This window comes from Nocardia rhizosphaerae, from assembly GCF_042650365.1.
GTDB lineage: Bacteria > Actinomycetota > Actinomycetes > Mycobacteriales > Mycobacteriaceae > Nocardia > Nocardia rhizosphaerae.
Window position 1 is genome coordinate 1357151 of the sequence record NZ_JBHSBA010000003.1, and the last position, 20912, is coordinate 1378062.

Below are 20912 nucleotides of genomic sequence, written 5' to 3' on the forward strand. Positions count from 1 at the left end.
CGACCGGGACGGCGATGATGCGGCCACCGCGCCGTAGGAAGTCGATCCGGTACACGGTGGCGACGCGACCCGAGCTGGGTCAGTCGGCCAGCTGGAGCTGGGGTCCGCTCGGGACGCTCGCGGCGGGCGGCACCGGCAGGTGACCGCGCGCCGGGGTCTGGGTGGGATAGGTGTTGGGTGTGGAAGGGCGCTGTTGCTGCTGCTGTCCGCCCGATGAGCCGCTGTTCAGCGGGCCAAGTGGCGATTCCGGGTAAGGGACCTCGGGCAGATTCGGGTCGGGACGCAGGGTCGGCGCTGTGGTGGACGTGGGCGCGGACGGCGTCGGGGTGGTGGTCGGCGCAGTGCTGGACGGTGTGGTGGCCGGCGCGACGGGGCTCGGCGTCAGCGCGGGTGGGGGCGCGTTGGTGGCGTCGGTGCGGTCGCTGCTCTCCTGGTTCTGCGGCGTCGGCGGGGGCAGCTGCGGCACCACCGGCAGCGGCTGCCGCACGGTGCTGCTCGTCCCAGCCGGGGTGACATCGGGGGTGTCCGGGGAGATGGCCTGCACGCCGTAGCCGATCACCAGCCCGACGACGACCACCGCACCCGCCAGTGTCCCGGCGACCTTGGCGAAGGTGCCCGACGGCGCGTCACCGAGCGCGACAGCCTGCAACGCGGACGGCGCGGCGGCGTCGGCGACCAGTGCCGCGCCCTTGGCGATCACCGCCTCCGGGTCCGGCACGGTGAGCACCGGCACGTCGAGACGATCGTGCAGGGTGTCGACCACGGCCGGGATATTGGCGCACCCACCGATCACCGCGACGGCCTCCGGGTACTTCGGGGCGCGGGTGAACACCGACGACGCGAACAGCGCGATGCTGCGCAGCAGGCCGCCGATGAGCTCCTCGAAATCGGAGCGGGTGAGCTCGAGCGGCTGCCCGGCCACATGGTCGATGGTGACCGCGGGCGCGATGGACAGATGTTCCTTGGCGGCCCTGCCCCGGTTGGTGAGGGTTCCGCGATTGGGCCTGGTGCCACGGCGGGCGTAGTGCAGGTCGACGAGGTGCTGGTAGATCAGCTCATCGATGGCATCGCCGCTCAGCGCGGGCGTGCGCTCGGAGTGCAGGACGGCGGTGTCGGCGAAGTCGACGACGCTGACGGTGAGACCGGTGGCGCCGAGGTCGATCACGGCGACGGTGGCGTAGCGGTCGAGCAGGCCGGTATCGCGCAAGTAGGTGATGGCGGCGGTGCCCTCGGGCACCAGACGCAGATCGCGGTGCCTGCTGGTGGCGGCCCGGATCGCCTGCGCCTGTTCGGAGTTCCGGTAGGCGACGGCGACGCTGGTCGGTGACAGCGACCGCGAGGCCTCGGTCTTGCGGTGCGCGCCCGAGTAGCGGCCGAGCGGCTCGCCGAGCTCGGCGCTGTGGGAGACGGGCAGCTGCGTGGTCATCAGCTCGATCGAGGACGACACGAGATCGCCGAGATCGGAGTGCGCGGCGTCGGCGGAGACGACGCGGTAGTCGAAATGTTGCTCACCGGCGGGCCCGGTGGCGACCAGCGCTGAGCACACCACCTCGTTACCCGCGGAGATGCCGAGGGATGTTCGCATGTTCACCTCCCTTCGAGCGGATGGTTCTGTGCTGCCGACCATCTCGAACGGAACGTTGTACAGATCCTTTCGCAGCCTGTTATGCGAACGTTACAGAATGTGGCAGTCGATGTGAAGATCACTGTCGAGTGTGGGCGTGTCGAAAACGCGACATTGGCAGAACCCGGCCTTGAGCGCTGGCACTCTCGCGTATAGAGTGCTAGTCGGCACTGTGTAGCTGTGCTTGTGCCAGTCGACTACTGGGCAGGGGTCCCGGCACCCGCGACGACGGGGCTACGCGCAGAGTCGCAAGCTGACCGAAACCCGGTCCGGAACAACAGTTCCGGACGACCGAATTCCCCTGAAAGTGGAGGGCTCAACGTGGCGAGCGTGAACATCAAGCCGCTCGAGGACAAGATCCTCGTCCAGGCCAACGAGGCCGAGACGACGACGGCCTCCGGCCTGGTCATCCCGGACACGGCCAAGGAGAAGCCGCAGGAGGGCACCGTCATCGCTGTCGGCGAGGGCCGGATCACCGACAAGGGTGACCGCATCCCCGTCGACGTCAAGGAAGGCGACGTCGTCATCTACAGCAAGTACGGCGGCACCGAGATCAAGTACCAGGGTGGGGAGTACCTCATCCTCTCGGCGCGCGACATCCTGGCCGTCGTCACCAAGTAGGCCAACGCCGCATTCGCGTTCCGCCCCGGCGTCGTCCCGCGACCCGGGGCGGAGTGCGTGGCCCAGCGCCTTCGGCGTATTGGCTGGCAGTGGAACTCTTCTGCGCAGCAGGCCCAGCGCCTTCGGCGTATTGGCTGGCAGTGGAACTCTTCTGCGCAGCAGGCCCAGCACGGGTTTCGGCCGGGGTGCTTGGGTTCATTGTGACTCGACAAAAGGATGGAACTCTATGGCAAAGCAGATCGAGTTCGACGAGAAGGCTCGCCGGGCTCTGGAACGCGGTGTCGACAAGCTCGCCGACGCCGTCAAGGTGACCCTCGGTCCCCGTGGCCGCCACGTCGTGCTCGCGAAGGCCTTCGGTGGTCCGACCGTGACCAACGACGGTGTCACCATCGCGCGTGACATCGATCTCGAAGACCCCTTCGAGAACCTCGGCGCCCAGCTCGTCAAGAGCGTCGCCACCAAGACCAACGATGTCGCGGGCGACGGCACGACCACCGCGACCGTGCTGGCCCAGGCGTTCGTGCGGGCCGGCCTGAAGAACGTCGCCGCGGGCGCCAACCCGATCTCCCTCGGCCAGGGCATCGCGCTCGCCGCCGAGAAGGTGTCGGAGGTGCTGCTGGCCGCGGCCACCCCGGTGTCCGGCGCGCAGGCCATCGCCCAGGTCGCCACCGTCTCCTCGCGCGACTCCGAGATCGGCGAGATGGTCGGCAAGGCGCTCACCACCGTCGGCAAGGACGGCGTGGTCACCGTCGAGGAGTCCTCGACCACGCAGACCGAACTCGTCGTCACCGAGGGCGTGCAGTTCGACAAGGGCTACCTCTCGCCCTACTTCCAGACCGACCCGGAGACCCAGCAGGCAGTGCTGGAGGACGCCTACATCCTGCTGCACCGCGACAAGATCAGCTCGCTGCCCGATCTGCTGCCGCTGCTGGAGAAGATCGCCGAGTCCGGCAAGGCCGTGCTGATCATCGCCGAGGACGTCGAGGGCGAGGCGCTGTCCACCCTGGTGGTCAACTCCATCCGCAAGACGATCAAGGCCGTCGCGGTCAAGGCGCCGTTCTTCGGTGACCGCCGCAAGGCGTTCCTCGACGATCTCGCCGTCGTCACCGGTGGCACCGTGATCAACCCCGATCTCGGCATCACCCTGCGCGAGGCCACCATCGAGCAGCTGGGCCAGGCCCGCCGCGTCGTGGTGACCAAGGACGAGACCGTGATCATCGACGGTGCGGGCACCGCCGACGAGGTCGCCGCCCGCAGTGCGCAGCTGCGTCGCGAGATCGAGGCCACCGACTCCGACTGGGATCGGGAGAAGCTCGAGGAGCGGCTGGCGAAGCTGGCCGGTGGCGTCGCGGTGATCCGCGTCGGCGCCGCCACCGAGACCGCGCTCAAGGAGCGCAAGTACCGCGTCGACGACGCGGTCGCCGCCGCCAAGGCCGCGGTCGAGGAGGGCATCGTCCCCGGCGGTGGCACCGCCCTGGTGCAGGCCGCGACCGCGCTGGTCGAGCTGCGCGATTCGCTCTCGGGTGACACCGCGATCGGCGTCGAAGCGGTCCGCAAGGGCCTGGAGGCGCCGCTGTACTGGATCGCCACCAACGCCGGTGTCGACGGCGCGGTCGTCGTCAGCAAGGTCTCCGACGGCAAGGACGGCTTCAACGCCGCCACCCTCGCCTACGGTGACCTGCTCACCGACGGTGTCGTCGACCCGGTCAAGGTGACCCGCTCCGCCGTGGTGAACGCGGCCTCGGTCGCGCGGATGATCCTGACCACCGAGAGCGCCGTCGTGGACAAGCCCGAGGAAGAGGCCGACGACCACGGTCACGGTCACGGTCACGCGCACTGAGTTTTTGGAGCGCTGGCGCGCTCGAGTCGCGGCCCCTAGGGGCCGCCGGTCAGCGCTCGAGACTCGCGCCTTCGGCGCATGCGCTTCGAGCGCTGACCGGCGACCCGGCCGCGACCAGCCGCTTCGCGGCTGCCGCTCCTCGGGGTCGCGGGTGCGGGGCTGGGAGTGCTGGTGTGCTCGAGTCGCGCCCGCGGAGTGACTGAGCCCCCGGACCGGGAAATCGGTTCGGGGGCTTTCTCGTTCCTGGCTAGCTCGCTACCGGGGGTTCCTCGGCGGCGATCGCGGCGAGCAGGCGGGTGCGCAGGGCGGGGGGAGGTGGGGTCGGAGTGCTCGCTCCGAGTTCAGCGAGGGCTTCGCGGGTGTCGCGGAGCTCTCGCAGGAACTCGGAACAGAGCGTGGGGTCTTCGGTATCGATGATGGTCTGGATCGCGTGATGGTCTTCGTCGTCGATCAATCCGAGCGCGACGGTGTGCGCGAGATCGATCTGGGCTTGGTTCATCTCACGTCACCCCCAAACTTTTCTTCAGTCGTGTCAAACCGTCCCGAATACGGGACTTAACGGTCGGTAACCCTATGCCGAGGTGCTGAGCTACCTCCGCGTAGGTGCGCCCGCCGTAGTAGGCGAGCGAGATCGCCTCGCGCTGGGTCTCGGTCAAAGTCGCGAGCCCACGCTGGACGGACTGCTGTTCGAGTCTGCGTTCCACCTCCTCCGTGACCTCGTCGAATTCGTTGCCGAGGACCCGCACCCCGTAGGCGACTTCGCGCTGGGTGTGGGCCTGCTCGGCGCGAACCCGATCGACCGCTCGCCGGTGCGCCAACGTCATCAGCCAGGTCACCGCGGACCCCTTGGCGGGGTCGAAACTCGTTGCGGTGCGCCAGATCTGGAGATACACCTCCTGGGTGGTCTCCTCCGCGTATCCCGGGTCGTGCAGGACACGCAAGATCAGGCCGAAGACGCGTGCGGACGTGCGGTCGTACAGTTCGGCAAAGGCTTGCTGGTCGGACTGGCCGCATCGTTCCAGCAATGCGGCTAGCTCGATACCTTCGGCCGCGCGTGCGGTAACTGCAGAATCCACGCTCGGTGGGAAGGCTTCGCTTCGGAACCCATTCTGTGTCATCGGTCACGAACCTAGCCCGCGGCTATGACCTCCCTTCGCCCGGGGTGCCTTTAGATCGCGTGCCAGCTGTTTGCTAGAGATTCGGCACGCCACGCCGGGCGGATGGGAACTGATTTGCCGAGGTACCTAGACGGCCATCCGGCGCCGGTTGCGGCGCGCGTGCATCTCTCGCTCGGTCTCCGACATCCCGCCCCAGATGCCGTAGGGCTCGCTCACCTTGAGCGCGTGGGTGCGGCACTGCATCAGCACGGGGCAGGCCCGGCAGATCTCCTTGGCGCGCATCTCGCGCGCGGTGCGGGCGCGGCCGCGCTCGCCGTCCGGGTGGAAGAAGACGGCGGAGTCCTGACCGCGGCACGAGCCACGCATCTGCCAATCCCAGACGTCGGCGTTCGGACCGGGGAGGTGGGTGGGCATGGGCATGTGAACTCCTTGTGGTGCGAGCTCGTCAGCGTTGTCGAGCGACGTGGTGGTGCGGCAGGTCTTCGCGCCACCCGGTGAGGTGGCCGGCTCGACGGTGCCTGACGGTGCCAACGGATGGTCGCTGCAATTTCGCGCGGCGCCGACCCCGGCGATGAGCTACGTTAGGGGTAGGCGGGAAATTCCGTCAATAGTTCGGCGCGCTGCTTGCGCAAATCCACAACGCTGAAATTTAACCTGAGCACTATTTACAATTCACACCGGGCTCGGCCATACTGTTCGTTTGGCTATTGCCGGGGCCGTGTGGGGTGTCGGGATCGGTGGGCGTTTTCCCAGGTCACTCTGTCGCACGGCGGATTCGTCCTGGTCGCGGGTCCGTGATTCGAGTGGCGCCGGTCACATCGATGGGCGTGTGCGGACGCGGGGGAGATGGCGGAAACGGGGCGTCGAGGTTAATTGCGCGAAACGCATGTGAATTCGAAACTTTGCGGTAGTGGCGTCGGCGGGCGGAGATTTACCTGATGGCAACATGGGGCGTGCAGGCAAAAGCTGACCGGTAGCTGAACCGGCACGACTGGGACATATCACGAGAACCGCCGGAGTTCGGTGGCGGCTACAGTCTCGGCGTGCAGACAACGGCCTCACCCGCGGATATCGGTTCCGAAATACTCGTTTCGACAGCTTTCGGGCCGACGCCCGGCAGGTCCGCTGCGGAGTTGCCGGAACCGGCGACGCCCGCGCAGCGCTGGTATCGCGCCGTCGCGCTCGGTGGCCAGGGGCACTATGCCGCAGCCAGGGCCGACCTGCTGATCGTCGGTGGGAGCCGGACCGATCCCGCCCTGCGCGCGCTGGCGGCGAGCACTACCGGCTCGCTGCTCCGTCAGCTCGGCGGCCACGCCACGGCGGCGGGGTTCGACGGTCGCGCCGCGAGCATCGCGCTCGGCGCCACCGGTGCGGGCAGGGCGGAGGCGCTGGCCGACGCGTTCACCGGTCTCGCCGCCGATGCGCTCGGCACCGGTCGGCTCGCCCTGGCCCAGCGGCTGCTCGGCCGGGTGGAACCCCTGCTGACCGACGCGCCCGACCGGTGCGTGGTGCGCTGGCACTGGGTGCGTGCGGAGACCGCGCTGGCCTGCGGTGCCGACGACGCCGCGCTGGCCGACGCGGAGCGCGCTGTCGACCTGGCCGCCGCGCTGGCGTCGGTGCGGCATCAGGTGAAGTCGGCTCTGCTCGTCGCCGCGGCCACCGCGGCGGCGGGTGACCGCGCGCGCTCGGCGGAACTGGCGGACGAGGTCGACCAGGCCTGCCGCGAACACGGCTTGCTCCCGCTGCGCTGGGCCGCCGCGATGCTGCGTGCCGGAGTCGCCGAATCCGCCGCCGCCGGGGCCGCCGCCGGCGAAGCCGCAGATCATGCGGCCCGGATCCGGGACAGGGGCGGAGTTTTCGCGCAGGCGCCGCGGTAAGGCGCCGCCGGTGATCTTTCTGAGAGCTCGCTCAGAAGGTACCGGGCCCGCTGGCGGGTGATCACCGGGTCGCTATTGTGGTTTCCGTTCCGCCACATCGGTGGAAGCTCGGTCACATCTGACCGCGCCACTCGTAACGCCAGGAAAATCTCTGACGATGACGCAAATGGGCGAAGAGTTGGACCTCGCCGTCGCTGCGGCTGCGCAGGGCGACAGGACCGCTTTAGCCCAGGTACTGGAACTGATCCGGCCGCTGGTAGTCCGCTACTGCCGAGCCAGGATCGGAGCCGCGGAGCGCGGGCAGCTCTCCGCGGACGATGTTGCGCAAGAGGTCTGTCTGGCTGTGATGACCGCCCTGCCCCGCTATCAGGATCAGGGACGGCCCTTCATGGCCTTCGTTTACGGCATCGCTTCGCACAAGGTCGCCGACGCCCATCGGAACGCCGCCCGTAACAAGGCGGAGGCGATGGCCGAAGTACCAGATGTCATATCCACCGACCAGGGACCGGAGCAGCGAGCTCTCGACTCGGAGACGAGCAGGCAGATGAACACTCTGCTTGCCACGCTCCCCGAGAAACATCGGGAAATCCTGATCCTGCGCTTGGTCATGGGTCTGTCAGCGGAAGAAACCGCAACCGCCGTGGGCAGCACGGCGGGGGCGATACGGGTAGCCCAGCACAGGGCACTCGCAAAACTGAAGTCACAAGTGGCGAGGGCAGGTGAAATGTATGGCTAGGGATGGCGAGCGCGGTCGGGGCGACCGGAAGGTTTGGCGTGGGTCGCAGGACAGCGGTCCCTACGCCGCCGAGGATGCCGGTGATTCCGGTCCGGTGGACATTGCGGCGGTGCGCAGCGACGATGCGCTGATCGACGCGATCGCCAGCGATGGACCGGTGCGTACCGACAGCCCCGAGGAATTCCAGCTGGCGTCGCTGCTTGCCGATTGGCGAGCCGACCTGCTGGCCGAGCCGATGCCTGCCGGGCCTGATCTGGACACCGTGTTCGCGGCGGTCAATCAGGAGATCGGCGCGCGGCAGGTTCGGGTCGGAGCATCCTCGCGCGGACGTCTACGGCTGGTCCGGCCCCTGCTCGGGGCCGCGGCGGCATTGGCCGTGGTCTTCGGCGGTCTCACGGCTTTCTCCTACAGCGCCGCCCCCGGCGATCCGCTGTGGCGGGTCAAGGAGGTCGTGTTCAGCGAGCAGGCGCAGTCGACCGTGGTGGCACGGGCCGACGACGATCTGATCGCCGCGCAGAATCTGCTCGATTCGGGTGATCCCGAGCAGGCGCGCGTGCGGCTGGAGAAGGCTTCCGCCACCGCGAGCCAGGTCGACGATCAGGGCAAGCGGGAGGATCTGATCGCCCGCTGGCACCTGGTGCGTGATCAGCTGGCGGCGAAGGCGCCCGAGATCGCGGCGAAGTTGCCGACCATGCCGCCGACGCCTGGCTCGACCAAGCCCACCTCGCCCGCGCCGGTCACCCCGGCACCCGGCACCCCGGCGCCGACGGCCCCCACCGGCCCCGGCTCCGGCACCACCGAGCCGACCGACCCGTCGGTGCCGCCGGTGATCATGAATACGCCGGGTCCGGAGACCAAGCCGGTGGTCCCGACCGAGCCGGTGGAGCCGACCGCGCCGACGCAGCCGCCGGTCGAGCCGACCGCGCCGACACAACCGCCGGTCGAGCCGACCGTGCCGCCGACGACTCCGCCGGTCACCGTGCCGACGGCGCCGGCGACGACCATCGTCGAACCGCCGCCGGTCGTGCCGACGGCGGTCCCGACCTCGCAGGTGCCACCGACCCTGCCGGTGCCACCGCTCACCGTCCTGCCGGTGCCCCCAGGGGTTCCGGCGCCGTAGCCTCGGCAGAAAAGGCCCCGAACCGTTTCGGTTCGGGGCCTTTCGCGTTGTTCAGGTGACCGACGCGGCGGTCCCCCACGCACGCGTGACCGAGCGGGGGATCGTCGCCGGGGTGGGCGGCTCAGTTGTCGAAGCCGTCGAATCCGTCGCCGTGGAATGCCTCGTTCATCGACGCGTCCGCGTAGCCGCGGCAGTAGTCCCAGGTGACGTATGCCTCCGGGGTCGGGTCGTAGGCGGGCTCGTGTGGGCGGACGGTGCCGTCGACGAGTAGCTGCAGCAGGTTCGCCCGCAGCATGTCCCAGTCGTGGTAGTGATCTTGCCGACAGTCCTCGCAGCTGACCACGAGCCCACGGATGCCACGATGGGCGAGCAGGGCTTCGTAGACGGCGAGGTCGGCGAGATCTTCCTCGACCGCGAGGCGCTCATGGGGATCCAGCGGCTCACCGGGCTCGATGGCATCGAGCGCGGCGGACGGGTCGGAGGGGTCTCCGGCGAAGGGATCCGGCGGCAGGCCAGGTGGTAGATGGTCACGCACATCCCCACGGTACGCAGTACTTGGTGGTCTGCGCCAGCGATGCACCGGGCAAGTTTCGCCGCAGGGCTCACTGCACGGGCGTGTCAGCCCGCCGGATACCATGGAATGCGGGCGTCGGCGAGCTTGTTCTCACCGACCATCAATCTTTTCCGCTCAGCACCGTCGCACTGCAGCTATCGGCGTCGGTTGCTACCGACGACCAGGAGGGGTCGATCCGAATGAGTAATCCCGTGCCGGGCGAACGAATCGCGGTGCGCCCTCCTACGGGTGGCGACGATCCGACCAAGATCGCCATGCTCGGCCTCACGTTCGACGACGTGCTGTTGCTACCCGCCGCCTCGGATCTCATCCCCAGCTCTGTCGAAACCGTCAGCAGGCTGACCAGGGAGATCTCCCTGCGCACCCCGCTGGTCAGCTCGGCGATGGACACCGTCACCGAGGCACGCATGGCCATCGCCATGGCAAGGGCGGGCGGCATGGGCGTGCTGCATCGCAATCTCGCTGCCGCCGATCAGGCCGCCCAGGTGGAGACGGTGAAGCGTTCGGAGGCGGGCATGGTGACCGATCCGGTCACCTGTCGGCCCACCGACACCCTCGCCGAGGTCGACGCCATGTGCGCCCGGTTCCGCATCTCCGGCCTGCCGGTGGTGGACGAGACCGGTGCGCTGGTCGGCATCATCACCAACCGGGACATGCGTTTCGAGGTCGACCAGGATCGTCGCGTCGACGAGGTGATGACCAAAGCGCCGCTGATCACCGCTCAGGAGGGCGTGACCGCGGAGGCCGCACTTGGTCTGCTGCGCCGCCACAAGATCGAGAAGCTGCCCATCGTCGACGGCAACGGCCGCCTGCGCGGGCTGATCACGGTCAAGGACTTCGTCAAGACCGATCAGTACCCCAACGCCACCAAGGACCGCGACGGCCGCCTGCTCGTCGGTGCCGCCATCGGCGTCGGCGAGGACTCCTGGTCGCGCGCCATGACGCTGGCCGACGCCGGTGTCGACGTGCTGATCGTCGACACCGCGCACGGTCACCAGTCGCAGGTGCTGCAGATGGTCGCCAAGGTCAAGGCCGAGGTGGGCGACCGCATCCAGATCGTCGGCGGCAACGTCGCGACGAGGGCGGGTGCCGCCGCGCTCGTCGAGGCGGGCGTCGACGCTGTCAAGGTGGGTGTCGGTCCCGGCTCGATCTGCACCACCCGCGTGGTCGCCGGGGTCGGCGCGCCGCAGATCACCGCGATCCTCGAGGCCGTCGCCGTGTGCAAGCCGGCCGGGGTGCCGGTGATCGCCGACGGCGGCGTGCAGTACTCCGGTGACGTCGCCAAGGCCATCGCGGCGGGCGCGTCCACCGTGATGCTGGGTTCGCTGCTGGCCGGCACCGCCGAGGCTCCCGGCGATCTGATCCTGGTGAACGGCAAGCAGTTCAAGAGTTACCGCGGCATGGGCTCGCTCGGCGCCATGCAGGGCCGCGGTCAGGCCAAGTCGTACTCCAAGGACCGCTACTTCCAGGACGACGTGCTCGCCGAGGACAAGCTGGTCCCCGAGGGCATCGAGGGGCGTGTCCCGTTCCGCGGCCCGGTCAACCAGGTGATCCACCAGCTCGTCGGCGGCCTGCGCGCGGCCATGGGCTACACCGGTTCGCAGAACATCGAGCACCTGCAGGGTGCGCAGTTCGTGCAGATCACGGCGGCGGGTCTCAAGGAGAGCCACCCGCACGACATCACCATGACCGTCGAGGCCCCGAACTACACCGGGCGCGGCTGAGTACAATAGACGCGTTTGTGCGCCGGAGGGCAGCCCTCCGGCGCACAGCCACGTGGACGACTCGTACCTTGCGAGGGCTTGCGGTCCACCGACCGACAGCGAAGGCTGACACTGGATATGTCACCTCCGATGCCAACGCTTCCCGCACCCGCGACCCCTCGGGGCCGCGAACACGCGCGCGCCAGCGCGCAGAAAGCAGAGCGTGACCGTGCGTGACATGGTGGAGATCGGTATGGGCCGGGTCGCCCGGCGGACCTACGAACTCGACGACGTCGACATCGTCCCCTCGCGGCGGACCAGGTCGTCGAAGCAGGTCTCGGTGGCCTGGCAGCTCGACGCCTACCGGTTCGAGATCCCGGTGCTCTCGCATCCCACCGACGCGCTGGTCTCGCCGGAGTTCGCGATCGAGCTCGGTCGCCGCGGCGGCCTCGGCGTGATCAACGGCGAGGGTCTGTGGGCCAGGCACGCCGATGTGCAGGACAAGATCGATCAGCTGATCGATCTTGTCGACAAGGGGGGTTACGAACGCGCGATCGCCCTGCTGCAAGAACTGCACGCCGCGCCGATGCAGCCCGATCTGCTCGCCGCCGCGGTCGCGCAGGTGCGCGCGGCCGGGGTGACGGTTGCGGTGCGGGTGAGCCCGCAGAACGCGCGCGCGCTGACCCCGGCGTTGGTGCAGGCGGGTGTCGACCTGCTCGTCGTGCAGGGCACCATCATCTCCGCCGAGCACGTCGGTGACGGTGAACCGCTGAACCTGAAGACCTTCATCGCCGAGCTGGACGTGCCGGTGGTAGCCGGTGGCGTGAGCGATCACCGCACCGCCCTGCACCTGATGCGCACCGGTGCGGCCGGTGTGATCGTCGGCTACGGCTCCTACCCCGGCGCGACCACCACCGGCGAGGTGCTCGGTATCGGCGTGCCGATGGCGACGGCCATCGCCGATGCCGCCGCGGCCCGCCGCGACTACCTCGACGAGACCGGTGGCCGGTACGTGCACGTGATCGCCGACGGTGACGTGGCCACCTCCGGCCAGCTCGCCAAGGCCATCGCCTGCGGTGCCGACGCGGTGATGCTCGGTGTGCCGCTGGCGGTGTCGGCCGAGGCGCCCGGCCGCGGCTGGTACTGGCCGTCGGCGACCGCGCACCCGTCGGTGCCGCGCGGGTCGTTCCTCCCGGTCGACGAGTCCTGGCTCGACGGTGCCGACGGCACCGTCACCAGGCCGAGCCTCGAGCGGGTGCTCTACGGCCCGTCCGACGATCCGTTCGGTTCGCTGAACCTGGTCGGCGGCCTGCGCCGGTCGATGGCCAAGGCCGGATACTCCGATCTCAAGGAGTTCCAGAAGGTCGGGCTCAGCGTCCGCTAACGCACGTGGGCGAGCGCGACCCGCTCGCGGAGGAACCGGCCGATCGCGGCGTTCACCGGTTCGGGGTGAGTCATAGTGACGGCGAGGCGGGCGCCATCGATCTCCACGAGGGTGGAGGCGGTGAGCCCGTCGGCCAGCGTGCGAGCCCGCGTCCCGGCGATACCGCTGCGGGTGGCGTGGATGATCAGTGCGGGACAGGTGATCTCGCCGAGCCGGTCGAGCACCGAATCCCGGCCGAGCAGGCAGCCGACCGCCGCGTCGAGGCCGTCGTGCGCGTCGTCGACCCAGCGCCGGGTCCAGATGTCGCGGTATTCGGTGTGGTCGCCGATGAGCCAGTCGGCGAGCCGGTTCGCGGCTTCGGCGCGGGAGCCGCGGTCGTGCCATTCGTCGAGGAAGCGCTGGGTGGCGGTGGACTGTTGTGTGGTCGGCCCGTGCGCCTCGGTGCTGATGAGGATGAGCGCGGCGACCCGCTCCGGTGCGACCAGCGCGGTCCGCAGCGCGGTGAATCCGCCCTGCGCGGTGCCGCCGACGATCGCGCGTTCGGCGCCGATCGTGTCGAGCACGGTGAGCGCGTCGCGGGCGGCGGTCCAATAGGTGAACGGCAGCCGCTGATCCCTGGTGCGTCCGTGCCCGCGCGCGTCCCATGCCACGATCCGGAATTCGGGGGCGAGCGCGGCCTGCTGCGCGGCGAACAGCGTGCGGTCCATGAAGAATTCGTGGGCGAGCAGCACCACCGGTCCCGTGCCACCGCTGTCCTCGTAGTAGATGTCGGCATCGATCGCGCGGGCGAATGGCACGGAGACGAGGATAGCCAGGTCGACCCCGTCTTGCGCAATGTTCGCCGGACGCGTGTGGCCCGGCCCGATCCCGCTGCCGGGCCGTCGTGCGAGGTCACTAAACTGTGGCGGTGGCAGAAACTCAGAGACCGGTCCTCGTCGTCGACTTCGGCGCGCAATACGCCCAGCTGATCGCCAGGCGGGTGCGCGAGTCACGAGTGTTCTCCGAGGTGATTCCACACACCATGACGGTGGAGGAGATCGCCGAGAAGCAGCCGCTCGCGGTGATCCTGTCCGGCGGCCCGTCCAGCGTGTACGCCGAGGGCGCACCGCAACTCGACGCGCGGCTGTTCGATCTCGACGTGCCGGTGTTCGGCATCTGCTACGGCTTCCAGGCGATGGCGCAGGCGCTGGGCGGCACGGTCGCCCACACCGGCACCCGCGAATACGGCCGCACCGAACTCAATATCGACGGCGGCGTGCTGCACGGTGGTCTGCCCACCATCCAGCCGGTCTGGATGAGCCACGGTGACGCGGTGACCGACGCGCCAGCGGGTTTCGAGGTCACCGGTACCACCGCGGGTGCCCCGGTCGCCGCCTTCGAGGACCGGGCACGGCGCCTCGCCGGCGTGCAGTACCACCCGGAGGTCCTGCACTCCCCGCACGGCCAGCAGGTGCTGAGCCGCTTCCTGCACGAGCTGGCGGGCATCCCGCCGCAGTGGACTCCGGCCAATATCGCCGAATCGCTGATCGCGAGCGTGCGGGAGCAGATCGGGGACGGGCACGCCATCTGCGGTCTGTCCGGCGGTGTCGATTCCGCGGTCGCCGCCGCGCTGGTGCAGCGCGCCATCGGCAACCGCCTCACCTGCGTGTTCGTCGACCACGGTCTGCTGCGGGCCGGTGAGCGCGAACAGGTCCAGCACGATTTCGTCGCCGCGACCGGCGCCAAGCTGGTGACCGTCGACGCCGTCGACAAGTTCCTCGGCGAGCTGAAGGGTGTCTCCGACCCCGAGGAGAAGCGCAAGATCATCGGCCGCGAGTTCATCCGCTCGTTCGAGGACGCGGTCGCCGGCATCGTGGCCGAGCACGGCGGCGACGGCTCGGCGCCGAAGGTCGAGTTCCTGGTGCAGGGCACCCTGTACCCGGACGTGGTGGAATCCGGCGGCGGCACCGGCACCGCGAACATCAAGAGCCACCACAATGTCGGCGGCCTGCCCGACGATCTCGAGTTCGAGCTGGTCGAGCCACTGCGGCTGCTGTTCAAGGACGAGGTCCGCGCGGTCGGTCGCGAGCTGGGCCTGCCGGAGGAGATCGTCGCCCGCCAGCCGTTCCCCGGACCCGGCCTCGCCATCCGCATCGTCGGCGAGGTGACCGCCGACCGCCTCGCGCTGCTCCGCCAGGCCGACGCCATCGCGCGCGAGGAACTCACCGCCGCAGATCTGGACTCCCAGATCTGGCAGTGCCCGGTGGTGCTGCTCGCCGATGTGCGCTCGGTCGGTGTGCAGGGCGACGGCCGCACCTACGGCCACCCGATCGTGCTGCGCCCGGTGTCGAGCGAGGACGCGATGACCGCGGACTGGACCCGTCTGCCGTACGAGGTGCTCGAGCGCATCTCGACCCGGATCACCAACGAGGTGAGTGAGGTCAACCGCGTTGTCCTCGATGTGACGAGCAAGCCGCCGGGCACCATCGAGTGGGAGTGATGGGTTACCGCTCGCTGCGCGGCGGGGTGGTGGCCTGCGGACGACGCTGGTAGGCCAACAGGATCCGGCCGAGCGGTAGCCCGTTCGGCGGACGGGTGGCTTGCGGGCGCTTGGTGTTCGCACCGGTGTTGTTCATCGCGCTTGTCCTCCAACGAGAACGGCCCGTCAGGTGGACGGGCCGTTCTGGTATCTCGGGTTCGGTTGTTCTTTCAGTGCCGCTTGCGGCGCGGGGAGAAGGTGAGCAGCAGGCCGATCACGATGGCCGCGAGGACGACGCCCCAGCCGATCGGCAGGATGCCGCCGTTGTCGGGGGTTGGTGCGCCGAGCAGGGCCCAGACGCTCACCGCGAGGGCGAGCAGGCCGGTGACCAGCAGGGAGAAGGCCGGGCGGCGGCGGGTTTCGATGTCTGCCTGGTCAGCCACGGGTCACCTCCACATCGCCGGCGAACATCTTGATCCGCAGGTCGAGCACGGGGGCTCCGGGCGTATTCGGTCCGGTGAGCCCGGATTCGCACCGCGAGTCCGGTGTGCTCACGTCACAGGTGGTGTTCACTGTCATCCCTTCCGGCAGATGCACTTTCGCGTCGCCGATATTCACCGCGACCTCGACGCTGCGTGATTCGGTGAGCTCGAGTTCCCGCAGGTCGAGCGTGCCCGAACCGAGGTCGAGCGCGTAACGCGGTTCCAGTTCGGCCATGGAGGTCGGCGTCCAGACCCGCTCGCCGATGGCCCTGCCCTCGAAGTCGATCGGCCCGATCAGCGAGGCCAGCAGCACGAACCCGGCCAGTGGGGCGGTGAGCACGAGCAATCCGTAGCCGCGCCGCAGGAAGGCACCGGCGATGAGGCCGAGACCGACCACGGCCAGCGCGAACGCGCCGATCCGCGCCGGGGTCATCCACTCGACGCCGGAGGCGGCGACCGCGCCTGCCACCGCGGCGGCCAGAATCGCCAGGCCGATGGTCACCGGAGTGAGCCGGGAGCGCGGCCGTTTCGGCGGTGGCGGGGTGGCGACGGCGTAGCGCGGAGCGGCTTCGGGCAGTTCCCAGGCCAGCGGGGCGATGCTGAGCGGGTCGATGCCGGGTGGGACCTGGGCGCCGGGACGCGGGAATCCCGGTGTGGGGCCGGGGAGATCCTTGGGCAGGACCATGGTCGGGTTGCCGGAATCCGTTCCGGTGGGGCGTTTTCCGAGGTCGATGCTCGAATCGCCCTCGGCCGGAACGATATCGGCGGAGTCGCCCTCGGATCCGAGCTCGGCACCGCGGGGGGAATCGCCGGGCACGGTGGCCGGTTTCGCCTCGGCCGCGGACGCCGGGTCGGGGTCGGTCGACTCGTCGAGCGGTGGCGTGGTGTGCGGGGACTTCAGCACCTCGGAATCCGCTGCTGCGGAGGTGGCCGGTTCCGGCAGGGCGGTTGTCGACGACATGTCCACGGCGGCTGGCGGATTCGGCGTCGGGCGAGCCGACTGGGTGTCCGCCTCGGCGGGAGCGGCGGTCGATCCGGCTGGGGGGAGCAACTGGGTGGCGGAGTCGGCGGGTCGGTCGGCACCCGACCCGGCCGCAGGGGCCCGCGGCACACTCGCCGGCACCGGTGGCTCGTTCGTCGGGGCGGTGGACGATTCCGCGAGCCGGTCGGCAGCGTGGTCCTTGTGCAGCACCACCGTCTCGGTGGTGTCGACGCGCAGCAGCGGCGTGGATTCGGCCGTGGCCTGGTCGTCCTCGCGCCGGAGCACGGTCGTCGCCGGATCGGGAACGTAGGCGTCGGGGAGTTTGGTGTAGGGCGTGTACATCCCGGTCGGCGGTACATCGGGGGTGTACGGGTAGCCGCGCACCGGCACGCCGGTCGGGTAGCCCGCCGTAGGATAGCCGGCCGGATAGCCGCCGGTGCCGAATGCCGCGGCCCGGTAGGTGTCGAAGCCCGCGGGCAGTTCGGGATGCCGGATGTAGAGCATCCACCAGCCCGCCAGCATCAGACCCATGCTGATCACCCCGGAGCCGCCGAGCCCGAGCCCGATCGGGCCCATGGTCGACACCGCGATGGCCAGTGCCACGATCAGCACGATGGTCTTGGTCTGCGAGTGCGAGCCGCGGGCGTTGTCGGTCAGCGTCTCGGCCGCCGACAGTTCGTTCCCCGCGGAACTCAGCACCAGCCACGCCAGCAGGTACAGCACGATGCCGGCGCCGCCGAAAATGGTCGACACCACGAACGCCACCCGCAACAGCACCGGGTCGACGCCGTAGCGCAGCCCGAACCCGGCCGCGACCCCGGCGATCGGCCCCTGGCGCGGCAGCCGGACGGGCCGCGTGTGCCACATCTGCTGGATCTGATCACCGAAGCTCGTTCTGCTCATGTTCTCCATGGTGTGCCCGACCAGCCCTTTCCCGCATCGGGGGTAACCCTGAGGTTTGCCCCGGGTTCAGGAGCAGGGTGGGCGATAGGTGACGTTCGGGAGGTGGCGTGCCCAGATCTGTTCGGTGAGCGCTCCGCCGGTCGCGGCGCAGATCCGGGCGGCGACCCGCTCCGGGTCGAGGTCGAACACCCCGAACTGCCGGTTCGTCGGCATGGCATTGAGAGCCGGCACCTGCCGGTAGGACTCGTCGGTGTGGCCGAGTGTCATCTGGAAACCCGCCGGGCCGTGATAGGTGGTCTCGTGCGGTGCCATCGGTCCCGCCGCGGCGACGGGTGCGAGCGCGGCGGTGGTCAGCGCGAGCGCGGCGGCGGCGAGCGTCGTGGTGGCGATGTTCATGGTGTCCTCCCCCGTGGTGACGGCCGGCGATCCGGCTCGACATCACGGTAGGAATCCGCCGCGGTGCCCGGACACCGCCGCGGCGCCGCGAACCCCGGTATCCGCAGGTGAGAAGGCTGCGACCGGTTATCCGGTCCGGTACCGGCAGACCGCTGGGCCTGCCCCGATGGTCCCGGTCGAAAGGCCAGGTAGAGCATGGTTTCCGGCCGGACCGGACAGCTCGCGCCGCAGGTCGGCGAAGATCAGGGTCATTCCCGATGCCCCGGTCGGGTCGGGCGTGCCACTATCGAAGTATGGATCCGTCTGTTCCCGCCAGCGCCGCCCAGGGGGCCACCGCCGCGTCCGGGTTCGGCGACGCCACACCAGGGAGCACCGATTCGCGCGGGCCGTTCGGTCAGAGACGTCCCGGCACCGGGCCCGGTATGCCGAGCGGCTCGGCCGCCTCGCGTTGGGGCGAGCCGAGGCGTGGGGAGCAGGTCTACGGAATGCCCGGTGGTGGCATGGTGAGCGACGGCCATGGCGTGCCGTACGGCCCCGCGGCGGGACCTGCCCGGTCGCAGGGGTTCGGCGCGCCGGCACCCGGGCCGGGGGCCGCAGCCGATCCACGCGGTGGGCACCGGGCGCACGGTACGCAGCGACTCGTCGCGCGCGCGTTCGGCGGCGGTGCCGTGTACGGGGCCCCGCAGCCGTACGCCCCGCCGCAGTACCGCGGCGCGCCCGCTCCCGGCTATTCCGGAGCGCCGGTCGGATACGGCGTTCCGCGCGGGTATCGGTCCGGCCTGCCGCAGGCAGCGGGCGGTGCGCCACTGGCCGCCACTCCGCGGCTGGTCCGCCGGACCGGTGGCCGGGTGGTCGGTGGGGTGGCGGGTGGTCTCGCCGATCATCTCGGTGTCGACGTGGTCAAGGTGCGGATCGCGTTCGTGCTGCTGTCGGCGCTGGTCGGTGCCGGCCTGGTGGCCTACGGGCTGCTGTGGATCTTCACCCCCGGCGGCGGTGACGCGGCCAAGCCGACCGGCGACGAGCGCAGGCAGGCCATCGGGCTCGCCCTGCTCGGCCTCGGTCTCGCGGTGACGGTGTCGTGGTTGTTCCAGGGCACGGCCGCGAAGGTGATCGCGCCGATCGTGGTGATCGCGGTCGGTGCCGCCCTGGTCTGGCGGGAGTACGACGTCGCCGCGCCGGGACCGCGCGCGCTGTTCGGGTTACCCGCGCGACCGTCGGTGATCACCTGGTCCCGGATCGTGGGCGGGGCGACGCTGATCGTGTTCGGCCTCGGCGTCGTCGTGCTGGCCAGGATCGATCTGAGTTCACTCGGGTCGGCCCTGATCGCGGTGGCGGTGACGCTGATCGGCGCCGGGCTGCTCACGGTGCCGCTGTGGCTGCGGATGGTCCGCGCCCTCAACGCCGAGCGTGGCGCCCGCATCCGCAACGAGGAGCGCGAGGAGATCGCCTCGCACCTGCACGATTCGGTGTTGCAGACGCTGGCCCTGATCCAGCGCCAGGCCGAGGACCCGCAGGAGGTGCTGCGGCTGGCGCGCAGCCAGGAACGGGAACTGCGCAAGTGGCTGTTCGACGACACCGCGCCCGCGCATTCCAGCCTCGCCGCCGCGCTGCGCACCATCGCGGGCGAGGTGGAGGACCAGCACGGGGTGAAGGTCACCCCGGTCACGGTCGGCGATGTCGTGATGGACCCCGGTGACACCGGCGCGGGCCTGCCGAAGGAGCACTTCACCGCCCTGCTCGGCGCCTCCCGCGAGGCCCTTGTGAACGCGGCCAAACACGCGGGCGTCCCCGAGATCGACCTGTTCGCCGAGGCCGAACCGCATCAGGTGAGCATCTTCGTCCGCGACCGCGGCGCCGGCTTCGACCCGACCACCGTCCCCGCCGACCGGCGCGGCCTGGCCAAGTCCATCCGCGCCAGGATCGAACGCCGCGGCGGTACCGCCGAGATCGACTCCACCCTCGGCCGCGGCACCGAGGTGCGGATCGTGATGCCACGTTCCGACTCGGGTACCGCCCCCGATATCCCGGCAGACAGCACGGGCGGTGACACACCCGCGGAGCCTGCCGCCGCCGCGGCACCCGGCCCGGACCACCTCGGGTCACCCCGCCCGGCGGCCGACCCCGGGCCTGATGCGGTGCGTGGGCACAGTGGACCGGAAGCACCCACCGGTGAGGTGCGGCGCGACCACGACGCGCCGGAGAGTGGTGCGCAAGGGCCGGTGCTCGGCGGCGAGGCGCCGGTAGCGGCGCGTGATCTCTGATCGTGGCGCCGACGAGCACGGGCCCAGCTGACCGGCGGGATTCCGGTATGCGCGCGTCGGCTCGGACGTAGGCGAGCGCGCGCCGGGAGTGCCCTGGTGTGATACCGATGAAGCGAGCCGATCCACGGGTGGGACAAGGGAGTTTGTCAGTGAGTGTTCGGGTTTTCCTGGTCGACGATCACGCGGTGTTCCGTTCCGGCGTGCGCGCCGAGTTGAGCCGCGAGACCGATATGGAGGTCGTCGGCGAGGCGGGCGGGGTGGCCGAGGCGGTCGCCGGGATCGACGCCGCGCGCCCCGATGTGGTGCTGCTAGACGTGCACATGCCCGACGGCGGCGGCGTCGCGGTGCTCACCGGGATCGCCGACGGCCCGGTGTGCCTGGCACTGAGCGTGTCCGACGCGGCCGAGGACGTGATCGCGGTGATCAGGGCGGGTGCGCGCGGATACGTCACCAAGACCATCTCCGGCGCCGAACTGGCCGACGGTATCCGCCGGGTGGCGGGCGGCGACGCCGTGTTCAGCCCGCGCCTTGCCGGTTTCGTGCTCGACTCGTTCACCGGCCGTTCCCCGGTCCCCGAACCGCCGCTCGACCCCGAACTCGATTCGCTCACCCCGCGCGAACTCGAGGTCCTGCGCCTGCTCGCGCGCGGCTACACCTACCGCGAGATCGCCGAAACCCTGTTCATCTCGGTGAAAACCGTGGAGACCCACGCCTCCAACGTGCTGCGCAAGACTCAGCAGTCCAATCGGAATGCCCTGACCCGCTGGGCGCATCGCCGCCGTATCGAGTGAGGTGGTTCAGGTGTGCGCCCGCGCTGGACGTGCACTGATCGC

General features: G+C 69.9%; 20 protein-coding genes. 10 read left to right on the plus strand and 10 right to left on the minus strand.

Annotated features, from left to right (window positions below; all coding sequences use genetic code 11):
- Positions 1-79: 79 nt before the first annotated feature.
- Positions 80-1585, minus strand: a complete 1506-nt coding sequence (locus tag ACFOW8_RS07770; protein ID WP_378547542.1) for an Hsp70 family protein — start codon at positions 1583-1585, stop codon at positions 80-82.
- Positions 1586-1945: 360 nt separating this feature from the next.
- On the opposite strand from ACFOW8_RS07770, the gene groES reads away from it, so the two are divergent.
- Both groES and groL read left to right on the plus strand, forming a co-directional pair.
- Positions 1946-2245, plus strand: a complete 300-nt coding sequence (gene groES / locus ACFOW8_RS07775) for a co-chaperone GroES (protein WP_110037083.1) — start codon at positions 1946-1948, stop codon at positions 2243-2245.
- 226 nt (positions 2246-2471) lie between these two features.
- Positions 2472-4085, plus strand: coding sequence for a chaperonin GroEL (gene groL, locus ACFOW8_RS07780; RefSeq protein ID WP_378547545.1), 1614 nt, complete (start codon positions 2472-2474; stop codon positions 4083-4085).
- A 247-nt stretch (positions 4086-4332) separates the two neighbouring features.
- On the opposite strand, the gene ACFOW8_RS07785 is transcribed toward groL, so the two are convergent.
- The 3 genes from ACFOW8_RS07785 to ACFOW8_RS07795 all read right to left on the minus strand — a co-directional run bounded on the left by ACFOW8_RS07785 (position 4333) and on the right by ACFOW8_RS07795 (position 5623).
- A complete protein-coding gene (locus ACFOW8_RS07785) occupies positions 4333-4584 on the minus strand; it encodes an RskA family anti-sigma factor (RefSeq protein ID WP_378547548.1) in 252 nt (83 codons plus the stop codon).
- Position 4585: 1 nt separating this feature from the next.
- A complete protein-coding gene (locus tag ACFOW8_RS07790) occupies positions 4586-5203 on the minus strand; it encodes a sigma-70 family RNA polymerase sigma factor (protein ID WP_378547551.1) in 618 nt (205 codons plus the stop codon).
- A 126-nt stretch (positions 5204-5329) separates the two neighbouring features.
- Positions 5330-5623 (minus strand): WhiB family transcriptional regulator, encoded by a 294-nt coding sequence (locus ACFOW8_RS07795; RefSeq protein WP_022567299.1) that lies wholly within the window; start codon positions 5621-5623, stop codon positions 5330-5332.
- A gap of 713 nt (positions 5624-6336) precedes the next feature.
- On the opposite strand from ACFOW8_RS07795, the gene ACFOW8_RS07800 reads away from it, so the two are divergent.
- From ACFOW8_RS07800 to ACFOW8_RS07810, 3 genes are all read left to right on the plus strand, one after another.
- On the plus strand, positions 6337-7080 hold the full coding sequence (locus ACFOW8_RS07800; protein ID WP_378547554.1) for a hypothetical protein: 744 nt from the start codon (positions 6337-6339) through the stop codon (positions 7078-7080).
- Positions 7081-7237: 157 nt separating this feature from the next.
- Positions 7238-7816 (plus strand): sigma-70 family RNA polymerase sigma factor, encoded by a 579-nt coding sequence (locus tag ACFOW8_RS07805; protein ID WP_378547557.1) that lies wholly within the window; start codon positions 7238-7240, stop codon positions 7814-7816.
- A 109-nt stretch (positions 7817-7925) separates the two neighbouring features.
- Entirely contained in the window at positions 7926-8936 is a 1011-nt protein-coding gene (locus ACFOW8_RS07810) for an anti-sigma-D factor RsdA (RefSeq protein WP_378547560.1), read from the plus strand.
- Between the two features lie 121 nt (positions 8937-9057).
- On the opposite strand, the gene ACFOW8_RS07815 is transcribed toward ACFOW8_RS07810, so the two are convergent.
- Complete coding sequence (locus ACFOW8_RS07815) at positions 9058-9471, minus strand: DUF5319 domain-containing protein (protein ID WP_022567296.1); 414 nt, start codon at positions 9469-9471, stop codon at positions 9058-9060.
- Between the two features lie 218 nt (positions 9472-9689).
- Between ACFOW8_RS07815 and guaB the strand changes: the two genes are divergently transcribed.
- Entirely contained in the window at positions 9690-11234 is a 1545-nt protein-coding gene (gene guaB / locus ACFOW8_RS07820; protein ID WP_378547563.1) for an IMP dehydrogenase, read from the plus strand.
- Positions 11235-11442: 208 nt separating this feature from the next.
- Positions 11443-12597, plus strand: a complete 1155-nt coding sequence (locus ACFOW8_RS07825) for a GuaB3 family IMP dehydrogenase-related protein (RefSeq protein ID WP_378548562.1) — start codon at positions 11443-11445, stop codon at positions 12595-12597.
- Here the strand turns inward: ACFOW8_RS07825 and ACFOW8_RS07830 are convergent.
- Entirely contained in the window at positions 12594-13394 is an 801-nt protein-coding gene (locus ACFOW8_RS07830; protein WP_378547566.1) for an alpha/beta fold hydrolase, read from the minus strand. The two genes, ACFOW8_RS07825 and ACFOW8_RS07830, sit on opposite strands and share 4 nt — an antisense overlap.
- A 104-nt stretch (positions 13395-13498) precedes the next feature.
- Here ACFOW8_RS07830 and guaA point away from each other — a divergent pair, with 104 nt between their 5' ends.
- Positions 13499-15076, plus strand: a complete 1578-nt coding sequence (gene guaA / locus ACFOW8_RS07835; RefSeq protein ID WP_378547569.1) for a glutamine-hydrolyzing GMP synthase — start codon at positions 13499-13501, stop codon at positions 15074-15076.
- Between the two features lie 4 nt (positions 15077-15080).
- On the opposite strand, the gene ACFOW8_RS07840 is transcribed toward guaA, so the two are convergent.
- The 4 genes from ACFOW8_RS07840 to ACFOW8_RS07855 all read right to left on the minus strand — a co-directional run bounded on the left by ACFOW8_RS07840 (position 15081) and on the right by ACFOW8_RS07855 (position 17818).
- Positions 15081-15212 (minus strand): hypothetical protein, encoded by a 132-nt coding sequence (locus ACFOW8_RS07840; protein WP_378547572.1) that lies wholly within the window; start codon positions 15210-15212, stop codon positions 15081-15083.
- A 73-nt stretch (positions 15213-15285) separates the two neighbouring features.
- The gene (locus tag ACFOW8_RS07845) at positions 15286-15498 is read right to left on the minus strand and encodes a hypothetical protein (RefSeq protein WP_378547574.1); all 213 of its coding nucleotides are present in this window, start codon (positions 15496-15498) and stop codon (positions 15286-15288) included.
- Positions 15491-17422 (minus strand): PspC domain-containing protein, encoded by a 1932-nt coding sequence (locus ACFOW8_RS07850; RefSeq protein WP_378547577.1) that lies wholly within the window; start codon positions 17420-17422, stop codon positions 15491-15493. Before ACFOW8_RS07850 ends, ACFOW8_RS07845 begins: the two co-directional genes overlap by 8 nt.
- A 66-nt stretch (positions 17423-17488) precedes the next feature.
- The gene (locus tag ACFOW8_RS07855) at positions 17489-17818 is read right to left on the minus strand and encodes a hypothetical protein (protein ID WP_378547580.1); all 330 of its coding nucleotides are present in this window, start codon (positions 17816-17818) and stop codon (positions 17489-17491) included.
- A 779-nt stretch (positions 17819-18597) separates the two neighbouring features.
- Between ACFOW8_RS07855 and ACFOW8_RS07860 the strand changes: the two genes are divergently transcribed.
- Together ACFOW8_RS07860 and ACFOW8_RS07865 are read left to right on the plus strand one after the other, a co-directional pair.
- Positions 18598-20079: an ATP-binding protein gene (locus ACFOW8_RS07860; protein WP_378548565.1), complete on the plus strand. Its 1482-nt coding sequence runs from the start codon at positions 18598-18600 to the stop codon at positions 20077-20079.
- Between the two features lie 107 nt (positions 20080-20186).
- On the plus strand, positions 20187-20870 hold the full coding sequence (locus ACFOW8_RS07865) for a response regulator (protein WP_378547583.1): 684 nt from the start codon (positions 20187-20189) through the stop codon (positions 20868-20870).
- Positions 20871-20912: the final 42 nt, after the last annotated feature.